This window comes from Micromonospora sp. BL4 (assembly GCF_003667505.1).
Taxonomy (GTDB): Bacteria; Actinomycetota; Actinomycetes; order Mycobacteriales; family Micromonosporaceae; genus Micromonospora.
The window spans coordinates 24,287-34,268 of sequence record NZ_RCVJ01000072.1; the positions used below are offsets into that span (position 1 = coordinate 24,287).

Annotated in this window: 8 protein-coding genes; all 8 read left to right on the forward strand. The window is 72.6% G+C overall.

The features are described from left to right. The first annotated feature begins 444 nt into the window (after positions 1 to 444). The 8 genes from EAD89_RS05515 (at position 445) to EAD89_RS05550 (ending at position 9,901) form a co-directional block, all read left to right on the forward strand. Complete coding sequence (locus EAD89_RS05515) at positions 445 to 1,758, forward strand: MATE family efflux transporter (RefSeq protein ID WP_121652605.1); 1,314 nt, start codon at positions 445 to 447, stop codon at positions 1,756 to 1,758. Between the two features lie 55 nt (positions 1,759 to 1,813). Beyond that, a complete protein-coding gene (gene truB, locus EAD89_RS05520) occupies positions 1,814 to 2,698 on the forward strand; it encodes a tRNA pseudouridine(55) synthase TruB (protein ID WP_121674960.1) in 885 nt (294 codons plus the stop codon). Positions 2,699 to 2,809: 111 nt separating this feature from the next. Then, positions 2,810 to 3,739 (forward strand): bifunctional riboflavin kinase/FAD synthetase, encoded by a 930-nt coding sequence (locus tag EAD89_RS05525; protein WP_121674961.1) that lies wholly within the window; start codon positions 2,810 to 2,812, stop codon positions 3,737 to 3,739. 200 nt (positions 3,740 to 3,939) lie between these two features. Next, on the forward strand, positions 3,940 to 4,209 hold the full coding sequence (rpsO, locus tag EAD89_RS05530) for a 30S ribosomal protein S15 (RefSeq protein ID WP_074317913.1): 270 nt from the start codon (positions 3,940 to 3,942) through the stop codon (positions 4,207 to 4,209). 226 nt (positions 4,210 to 4,435) lie between these two features. Next, positions 4,436 to 6,823: a polyribonucleotide nucleotidyltransferase gene (locus tag EAD89_RS05535; RefSeq protein WP_121674962.1), complete on the forward strand. Its 2,388-nt coding sequence runs from the start codon at positions 4,436 to 4,438 to the stop codon at positions 6,821 to 6,823. Between the two features lie 47 nt (positions 6,824 to 6,870). After that, positions 6,871 to 8,268 carry a pitrilysin family protein gene (locus EAD89_RS05540; RefSeq protein WP_121652609.1) on the forward strand — a complete coding sequence of 466 codons (1,398 nt, stop codon included), beginning with the start codon at positions 6,871 to 6,873 and terminating at the stop codon, positions 8,266 to 8,268. 106 nt (positions 8,269 to 8,374) lie between these two features. Continuing rightward, entirely contained in the window at positions 8,375 to 9,142 is a 768-nt protein-coding gene (gene dapB / locus EAD89_RS05545; RefSeq protein WP_121674963.1) for a 4-hydroxy-tetrahydrodipicolinate reductase, read from the forward strand. 279 nt (positions 9,143 to 9,421) lie between these two features. After that, positions 9,422 to 9,901 (forward strand): GNAT family N-acetyltransferase, encoded by a 480-nt coding sequence (locus EAD89_RS05550; RefSeq protein WP_121674964.1) that lies wholly within the window; start codon positions 9,422 to 9,424, stop codon positions 9,899 to 9,901. Positions 9,902 to 9,982: the final 81 nt, after the last annotated feature.

Sequence of the window (9,982 nt, forward strand, 5' to 3'; positions counted from 1 at the left end):
TGGTGCCACACCTTGTGCCGCCTCCCTCCCGGGTCAGACCGACCCGGGCGCACACCGCCCAGCCGGCTGCTCCGGTAACCCCGGACCGCCGTGGGGCGCTCAGCACGACCGCCCGTGCGGGTCGCCGCGTGCCGGTGGCTCGCACACCGGAAGGAGCGCCACCATGCCGAACAAGCCCAAGCCGGAGACCGCCGACGACGCCCGCGAGCAGGCCCGCCGCGCGCTCCAGACGTCGATGGACACCCGTCAGTGACCCGATCCGTCCGGCGGTGACGCCGTCGACGGCCTTTGTCCGAGGCGTCACCGCCCGATCGGTTCCGTCCCGTCCGGGACACCCCGCGCACTGATCCCGCATCGTCCTACGGGGTAGCCCCCGCCGGCCTCCGCCGGTAAGTGCTGGCCACCCTTGCGATCCTTACTGAGCTCGTGACAGGATCGCCGGCGATGGACACCAGCACGCTTGCCGCGTCCCCCCGCCGAATCGCCGGCCTCGCCCTGCCCGCCCTCGTGGTGCTGGCCGCCGAACCGCTCTACGTGCTGGTCGACACGGCCGTGGTCGGTCACCTCGGCCGGGTGCCGCTGGCCGCGCTCGCCGTCGGCGGCACGGTCATGACACTCGCCGCGTGGCTCGGCACCGTGGTCGCGTACGGCACCACCGGGCGTTCGGCCCGCCGCTACGGCGCCGGCGACCGGGCGGCGGCGGTGGCCGAGGGCGTCCAGTCGTCCTGGTTGGCGTTCGGTGTCGGGCTGCTGGTCGCCGTCGGCATGCAGATCGGCGGCGGCGCGCTCGCGCGTACCCTCGCCGGAGGTGGCGGCGAGGTGGCCGACGCCGCCGCGCAGTGGCTGCGCGTCGCGGCGCTCGGCGCCCCCGGCCTGCTGCTCGCCGCGGCCGGCAACGGCTGGCTGCGCGGCGTGCAGGACACCCGCCGCCCGCTCCTCTTCGTGCTCGGCCCCAACCTGCTCTCCGCGCTGCTCTGCCCGCTGCTGGTCTATCCCGCCGGGCTCGGTCTGGTGGGTTCGGCCGTGGCCAACGTGATCGCCCAGACGCTCGCCGGGGTGCTCTTCGCCGCGGCGCTGGTCTCCGAACGGGTGTCGCTGCGACCCCGGCCGCAGCTGATCCGCCAGCAGTTGGTGCTCAGCCGGGACCTGCTGATCCGTGGCGTGGCGTTCCAGGCCAGCTTCCTTTCCGCGACCGCCGTCGCCGCCCGTTTCGGCGCCGCCGCCGTCGGCGCCCACCAGATCGCCCTCCAGCTCTGGTTCTTCACCGCGCTGGTGCTCGACGCGCTCGCGATCGCCGCGCAGTCCCTGGTGGGCGCCGCGCTCGGGGCCGGCGACGAGGCGGGCGCCCGGTCGCTGGCCCGCCGGATCGGGCTGCTCGGCGGCCTCTGTGGTGTCGGCTTCGCGCTGCTGATCGCCGCCGGCGCCGGCGTGGTGCCGTCGTGGTTCAGCTCCGATCCCGAGGTACGCGAGCAGGCCATGGTGGCCTGGCCCTGGTTCGTCGCCATGCAGCCGCTGGCCGGGGTGGTGTTCGCGCTCGACGGCGTGCTGATCGGCGCCGGCGACGTGCGTTACCTGCGCAATCTCACCATCGTGGCGGCGCTCGGCGGCTTCCTGCCGGCCATCTGGCTGGCGTACGGGCTCGACCTCGGGCTGGGCGGCATCTGGGCCGGGCTCACCCTGTTCGTGGTGATCCGGCTGGTCGCCCTGCTGTTGCGGCTGCGCGACGGCCGCTGGGCGGTCGTCGGCGTCGTCCGCTGAGGCGGCGCCCGCCCACACACGTCGCCCTCCGGGGCGTCTGGCAGGCTTGGGCGACGTGAGCACCGATGGACTGATCGTGGTCGACAAATCCGGCGGCATGACGTCGCACGACGTGGTGGCACGGATCCGCCGACTGGCGAAGACCCGGCGGGTCGGGCACGGCGGCACGCTCGACCCGATGGCGACCGGAGTGCTGGTGATCGGTGTGGGCCGGGCCACCCGGTTGCTGACGTACGTGATCGGCGCGGCCAAGAGCTACACCGGCACCATCCGGCTCGGTCAGGCCACCGTCACCGACGACGCCGAGGGTGACGTGATCGCCACCACCCCGGCCGGTCAGGTCACCGACGACGCCATCCGGGAGGCGCTGACCGCCTCGACCGGGGAGATCGACCAGGTGCCGAGCGCGGTGAGCGCCATCAAAATCGACGGTCAGCGGGCGTACAAGCGGGTGCGTGACGGGGAGAGCGTCGAGCTGCCCGCGCGGCGGGTCACCATCTCCCGCCTGGAGGTGCTGGCGATCCGTCGCACCGAGCCGGACGTGGTGGACGTGGACATCGACGTCACCTGCTCCTCCGGCACGTACATCCGGGCCATCGCCCGGGACGCGGGCCTGGCGCTCGGCGTCGGTGGGCATCTGACCGCGCTGCGCCGGACCGCCGTGGGTGGCTTCACCCTGGCCGAGGCGGCCACCCTCGACGAGCTGGAGCAACGTGCCCCGGACGTGGTCAACCTGCCGCTCGACGCGGCAGCCGACCGGTTCTTCCCACGCCGGGAGGCGACGCCCGACGAGGCGCGGGTGCTCGCCCACGGCGGGCCGCTCGACCCGACCGGCCTGACCGGGCCGTACGCCGTCTTCGGGCCGTCCGGCGGCCTGATCGCTATCGTCAGCGAGCGGGACGGGCGGGCCCGCGCCGAGATCGTGCTCGCCCCGGCCTGACGGCGGAGCCGGTACGCCCGGGGGCGCGGATCCGCCGGGCGAGTGTCAACAAGGGGCCCTTCCGCGGCGCGAGGCGTCAGGAAGGAGCCCTTCCTTACCGAGGGGAGCGGCATGCAGCGGTGGCGGGGGTACGACGCGGCGCCCGGCGGGTGGGGGCGCTCGGTCGTCACCATCGGCGTCTTCGACGGCGTGCACAAGGGGCACCAGGCGACCATCGGGCACGCCGTGGCCCGGGCCCGCGAGCTGGGCGTGCAGTCCGTCGTGGTCACCTTCGACCCGCACCCGGCCGAGGTGGTCCGCCCCGGCTCGCATCCGGCGGTGCTCACCGAGCCGGCTCGCAAGGCTGAGCTGATCGAGGCGCTCGGCGTGGACGTGCTCTGCGTGGTGCCGTTCACCCCGGAGTTCTCGCGGCTGCCCGCCGAGCAGTTCGTGCACGACATCCTGGTCGAGCACCTGCACGCGGCGCTGGTGGTGGTCGGCAGCAACTTCCGCTTCGGGCACCGGGCGGCCGGCGACGTGGCGCTGCTGGAGCGGCTGGGCCGCACGTTCGGCTTCGGCGTGGAGGGCGGCCCGCTGGTCGCCGAGGACGGCACCGTCTTCTCCTCGACGTACATCCGTTCCTGCGTCGACGCCGGCGACGTGGGGGCCGCGGCGGCCGCGCTGGGCCGCCCGCACCGGCTGGAGGGCGTCGTGGTCCGCGGTGACCAGCGGGGGCGGGAGCTGGGCTTTCCCACCGCCAACCTGCTCTGCCACCGGTACGCGGCGGTGCCCGCCGACGGGGTGTACGCGGCCCGCTTGGTCCGGCGCGGGCAGCGCGAGCCGCTGATGGCGGCGGTGTCGGTGGGCACCAACCCGACCTTCTCGGGACGGGAGCGGCGGGTGGAGGCGTACGCCCTGGACTTCGACGGCGACCTCTACGGCGAGCGGCTGGCCCTGGACTTCGTGGCGCACCTGCGGGGGCAGATCCGCTACGACTCGATCGAGCCGTTGATCACGCAGATGAATCAGGACGTCGAGCGCACACGGCGTGCTCTGGGCTGATCGTCCCCCGCGTCGCGTCCCCTCGCCGAGGCCCTTGACCGGGCGCTTTCGGCGGGTGCTGGTAGTCTGGCGGAAACGTCGGGTGACCGGCGTGGGGCCTCGCGTGCCTGCTCGACGCCGCGGGTGCGAGGTACCGGTCCGTTCCCGGTCCATCGGGACGACGGACACCTACTTGATCAACCCACTGAAACAGGGAGAACATGGCGCTCGACCAGGAAGCCAAGGCCACGATCCGCGCGGAGTACGCGACCGCCGAGGGCGACACCGGTTCGCCGGAGGTCCAGGTCGCGGTCCTCACCAAGCGGATCGCTGAGCTGACCGAGCACCTGAAGGTGCACAAGCACGACCACCACAGCCGCCGTGGGCTGCTGCTGCTGGTCGGCCGGCGCCGTCGGCTGCTCAACTACGTCCAGAAGAAGGACATTGCGCGCTACCGGTCGCTCATCGAGCGGCTCGGCCTGCGCCGGTGACGTGACGGGGGAGTGGCCGACCGGCCGCTCCCCCGATCGGCGTCCCACCTGAAGAACACGGGCCGCGCGACCACCCGACAGGGAGCCGGTCAGCGTACCGGTCTCCGGTAGTGGCCCCCGGGAATCCCGGCATCATGCCGGCCACCCGGGCGCTTCGATCGAAGACCGGCCGGCTGAGCAGTTCCCCGTGTCGTGGGGCCCACGACGCGAAGGAGCACTACAGCACATGACCGAGACCAACCTCGGCACCGAATCCCGCACCGCCGTGATCGACAACGGGTCCTTCGGCACCCGTGAGATCACCTTCTCCACCGGTCGGCTGGCTCGCCAGGCCGCCGGTTCCGTCGTCGCCCAGCTGGGCGAGACGGTCGTTCTCTCCGCCACCACCGCCGGTAAGCACCCGAAGGAGCAGTTCGACTTCTTCCCGCTGACCGTCGACGTCGAGGAGCGGATGTACGCCGCGGGCCGGATCCCCGGCTCGTTCTTCCGCCGTGAGGGCCGGCCCAGCGAGGACGCCATCCTCACCTGCCGCCTGATCGACCGGCCGCTGCGCCCGTCGTTCGTCAAGGGCCTGCGCAACGAGGTCCAGGTCGTCGAGACCATCCTCGCGCTCGACCCGCAGCACCCGTACGACGTCGTGGCGATCAACGCCGCCTCGATGTCGACCAAGCTCTCCGGCCTGCCGTTCTCCGGCCCGATCGGCGCGACCCGGGTCGCGCACATCGACGGCCAGTGGGTCGCCTTCCCGACCCTGGAGGAGCTGGCTCGCGCCACCTTCGACATGGTCGTGGCCGGCCGCACGCTCGAGGACGGCGACGTCGCGATCATGATGGTCGAGGCCGAGGCCACCCCGAACGCCGTCGCCCTGATCTCGGCCGGTGCCACCGCCCCGACCGAGGAGATCGTGGCCAGCGGCCTGGAGGCCGCCAAGCCGGCGATCCGTGAGCTGTGCCGCGCGCAGAGCGAGCTGGCCGAGGTCGCCGCCAAGCCGGTCACCGAGTTCCCCGTCTTCCTCGACTACCAGGACGACGTGTACGACGCGGTCGCCGAGCTGGCCCGCGCCGACGTGTCCGAGGCGATCACCATCTCCGGCAAGGCCGACCGCGAGGAGGCCCTGGACCGGGTCAAGGCCCGGGTCGCCGAGGAGCTGGGCGCTCGGTTCGAGGGTCGGGAGAAGGAGCTCAGCGCCGCCTTCCGGTCGCTGACCAAGTCCGAGGTGCGCAACCGCGTGCTGCGCGAGCAGGTCCGCATGGACGGGCGTGGCCCGCGGGACATCCGCCCGCTGACCGCCGAGGTCGGCGTGCTGCCGCGGGTGCACGGTTCGGCGCTGTTCGAGCGCGGCGAGACCCAGATCCTGGGTGTCACCACGCTCAACATGCTCCGCATGGAGCAGATGGTGGACACGCTGTCCCCCGAGAACCGCAAGCGCTACATGCACAACTACAACTTCCCGCCGTACTCGACCGGTGAGACCGGCCGGGTCGGCTCGCCGAAGCGTCGCGAGATCGGCCACGGCGCGCTCGCCGAGCGGGCGCTGATCCCGGTGCTGCCGTCGCGCGAGGAGTTCCCGTACGCCATCCGGCAGGTCTCCGAGGCGCTCGGCTCCAACGGCTCCACCTCGATGGGTTCGGTCTGCGCCTCGACGCTGGGCCTGCTCAGCGCCGGTGTGCCGCTGAAGGCGCCGGTCGCCGGCATCGCGATGGGGCTCATCTCCGACGAGGTGGACGGCAAGACCCAGTACGTGACGCTGACCGACATCCTCGGTGCCGAGGACGCGTTCGGTGACATGGACTTCAAGGTCGCCGGCACGCCGGAGTTCGTGACCGCGCTCCAGCTCGACACCAAGCTCAACGGCATCCCGTCGGACGTGCTGGCCGCCGCGCTGCAGCAGGCGAACGAGGCCCGGCAGGTCATCCTCGGTGTCATGAAGGCGGCGATCGAGGCTCCGGCCGAGATGTCCGACTACGCGCCGCGGGTCACCACCGTCAAGATCCCGGTCGACAAGATCGGCATGGTGATCGGCCCGAAGGGGCAGACCATCAACGCCATCCAGGACGAGACCGGCGCCGAGATCTCCATCGAGGACGACGGCACGATCTACGTCGGCGCCACCAACGGCCCGTCGGCCCAGGCGGCGGTGGACCGGATCAACGGCATCGCCAACCCGACGCTGCCGAAGCAGGGTGAGCGGTTCCTCGGCACGGTGGTCAAGACCGCCGCGTTCGGCGCGTTCATCTCGCTGCTGCCGGGTCGTGACGGCCTGCTGCACATCTCCAAGGTGGGCGACGGCAAGCGGGTCGAGCGCGTTGAGGACTTCCTCAACGTCGGCGACCGGGTCGAGGTCGAGATCGCGGACATCGACGCCCGCGGCAAGATCTACCTGGACAAGGTCCGCCCGGAGGGCGCCGAGGCGCCGGCCGCCGGTGAGGCTGCCGGTGGCGACCGGCCGGCTGGCCGCGACCGGGGTGACCGTGGCCCGCGTGACCGCGGCGACCGCGAGCGTGGCGGCGACCGTGGCGGCCGTGGCCCGGAGCGCGGCGAGGGCGGCGGCAACGGCGGCGGCGAGGGTGGCGAGGGCGGCGAGCGTCCGCGCCGCCGGACCCGGCACAGCTGATCGTCGTACCTCGCATCACCCACCCCTCGTCGAACCGGGAGCACCACGTGAGTCGGGCCTTCAGTGCGCCGTTTCCACCGGATCGACGGGGGGTGGTCGCGTCCCGGGACACCGGGGCGGGCCGCTCCGGCGGCACCGCCCGGGCGGTGACCCGGACGCTCAGCGACGACCCGCTGGGCGGCACGGTACGACGTACCGTGCTGCCCAGCGGCCTGCGCGTGCTCACCGAGGCGATCCCGGCGATGCGCAGCGTCTCCTTCGGCATCTGGGTGGCGGTGGGCTCGCGGGACGAGACCGGCCCACAGGCCGGTGCCGCGCACTTCCTGGAGCACCTGCTCTTCAAGGGCACCCACAAGCGCACCGCCCTGGAGATCTCCTCGCAGATCGAGGCGGTGGGTGGCGAGACCAACGCCTTCACCACGAAGGAATACACCTGCTACTACGCCCGCGTGCTGGACGAGGACCTGCCGCTGGCGATCGACGTGATGTGCGACCTGGTCGCCGACTCGCTGCTGGAGCCGGCCGACGTGGAGACCGAGCGCGGCGTGATCCTCGAAGAGATCGCCATGCACGACGACGAGCCCGGTGACGAGGTGCACGACCTCTTCGCCCGCGCCATCTACGGTGACCACCCGCTGGGCCGACTGATCTCCGGCACCGAGGAGACCGTCACGCCGATGACCCGGCGGCAGATCCAGAGCTTCTACCGGCGCCGCTACACCGCGCCGCAGATCATCATCGCCGCCGCCGGCAACCTCGACCACGCCGCGGTGGTCAAGCTGGTCCGCCAGGCGGTGCGCGGCACCCCGCTGGACAGCGACCCGGCGACCCCGGCGCCGTACCGCAAGGCAACGCCGGCGGTACGCACCCGGGGCGCCACCACCCTGGTGGAGTCGAAGGAGACCGAGCAGGCGCACGTCCTCCTCGGCTGCCCCGGCATCGACCGCATCGACGAGCGGCGCTTCGCCCTCGGGGTGCTCAACAACGTGCTCGGCGGCGGCATGTCCAGCCGACTGTTCCAGGAGATCCGCGAGCAGCGCGGCCTCGCGTACTCGGTGTACTCCTACGCCAGCCAGTACGCCGACAGCGGCCTGTTCGCCGTCTACGCCGGCTGCGCGCCCGGCAAGGTCGACGAGGTGCTGGCCCTGACCCGCGCCGAGCTGGCCCGGGTGGCCGCCGACGGGCTGACCGAGGCCGAGGTGGCCCGGGGCAAGGGCATGAGCAAGGGCTCGTTCGTGCTCGGCCTGGAGGACACCGGGTCCCGGATGAGCCGTCTGGCCAAGGGTGAGCTGCTCTACGGCGACCTGATGCCCGTGGACGAGCTGCTCCGCCGGGTCGACGAGGTCACCGTGGAGGACGTGAACGTCCTCGCCGCCGAGCTGCTCAGCCGACCGATGTCGCTGGCCGTGGTCGGCCCCTTCGGCGAGGGTGACTTCGCGGTCTGAGGGCTGCCGCCCGTCGCGGTCGGGGCGCCGAGGTGGGCGTACCAGCTGGTGGAGCGCACCGGATCCGGCCGGAGGGGCACGTCCCGATTGGGATAGGTTGTGCCCCGTGACTGACGAGCAGGAGAAGACCCCGGCCCAGCCGCTGCGGGTCGGCGTTTTTGGTGCGCGCGGCCGGATGGGCGTCGAGGTCTGCAAGGCGGTCGACGCCGCCGACGACCTCGAACTCGCCGCGTCGATCGACCAGGGCGACAGCCGCTCCGCCGTGTCCACCGCCGAGGTGGTCGTCGACTTCACCACGCCCGACGTCGTCATGGACAACCTGCGGTGGTGCATCGACCAGGGCATCAACGCGGTCGTCGGCACCACGGGCTTCACCGAGCAGCGGCTGGAGCAGGTGCGCGGCTGGCTGGCCGACAAGCCCGGGGTGGGCGTGGTCATCGCCCCGAACTTCGGCATCGGCGCGGTGCTGATGATGCAGTTCGCCGCGCGGGCCGCCCGGCACTTCGAGTCCGTCGAGATCATCGAGCAGCACCACCCGCGCAAGCTGGACGCACCGAGCGGCACCGCCACGCACACCGCCCGGCAGATCGCCCGCGCCCGCGCCGAGGCCGGCCTCGGCCCGGTGCCGGACGCCACCAAGGACGAGGTGCCGGGCGCGCGGGGTGCCGAAATCGACGGGGTACGCGTACACGCCGTGCGCGCCACCGGGCTCGTCGCCCACCAGGAGGTGCTCTTCGGCACCACCGGCGAGACGCTGACCATCCGGCACGACTCGTACGACCGGGCGTCGTTCATGCCGGGTGTGCTGCTGGCCGTACGCGCGGTGCGCAACCGCCCGGGCCTCACGGTCGGCCTGGACGCCCTGCTCGACTGACCGATCCGCTCCTCCGCACGCGCGCCCGCCGATGCGCGCGCCCGCCGGCCCGCGCCCGCCTGTTCGCTCGCCGGCCCGCCCCCCCGGCCGGCGCCCGCCTGTTCGCTCGCGTCCGCCCGTTCGCTCGCCCGTTCCCTCGCCCGCCGGCCCGCGTCCGCGTGCAGTGCTGCCCCCGCACGCGCAGCGCCCGCGCGCGGCGCAGATCTTGGACACTTACCGTCAGCGCGGAACGGAAACTGTCCAAGATCTGCGGGTACGGGTCGGGGTAACATCCGCCGGATGATCAATGGGGGACACCTGGACCGGAGCGGGCGGCGCGTCACACTCCGGCCGGTCGACGACGACAACTGGCGGGCGGTGGCCGACGTCGCGCCGCGCGACGACCAGCGCCGGTTCGTGGCCGCGCTGGGCGCGCGTTACCTGCTGCTCAGCAGCCGTTCCGAGGTGTGGACCTCGTTGGCGGTCTACGCGGACGAGACCGTCGTCGGGCACGTGATGTGGGGCGTGGACGACGACGGCTCGCACTGGATCGGTGGGATGCTGATCGACGCCGCCGAGCAGAACCGCGGTGTCGGACGAGCGACGGTGCGAACTCTGGCGGCCTGGCTGTCCACACGAGAGGGCAACCCCCCGGTCCGCCTCTCGTATCACCCCGACAACACCCAGGCCGCCACCCTCTACAGCTCCCTCGGCTTTCACCCGACCGGCGCGGTGGAGGACGAAGAACTGGTGACAGAACTGTCCGCCCACCCCCGCTGATCATGAGGTTGTCGTCACGCCACGCCGAAGCGGGTGACAGCAAACCTCATGATCAACAGCGGTCGGGGTTCAGTGGGGGAG

What these genes read in the sequence shown, in the direction of transcription:
- EAD89_RS05515 (WP_121652605.1), top strand. Translation starts at nt 445, where the DNA reads ATGGACACCAGCACGCTTGCCGCGTCCCCCCGCCGAATCGCCGGCCTC.
- EAD89_RS05525 (WP_121674961.1), top strand. Translation starts at nt 2,810, where the DNA reads ATGCAGCGGTGGCGGGGGTACGACGCGGCGCCCGGCGGGTGGGGGCGC.
- rpsO (WP_074317913.1), top strand. Translation starts at nt 3,940, where the DNA reads ATGGCGCTCGACCAGGAAGCCAAGGCCACGATCCGCGCGGAGTACGCG.
- EAD89_RS05535 (WP_121674962.1), top strand. Translation starts at nt 4,436, where the DNA reads ATGACCGAGACCAACCTCGGCACCGAATCCCGCACCGCCGTGATCGAC.
- EAD89_RS05550 (WP_121674964.1), top strand. Translation starts at nt 9,422, where the DNA reads ATGATCAATGGGGGACACCTGGACCGGAGCGGGCGGCGCGTCACACTC.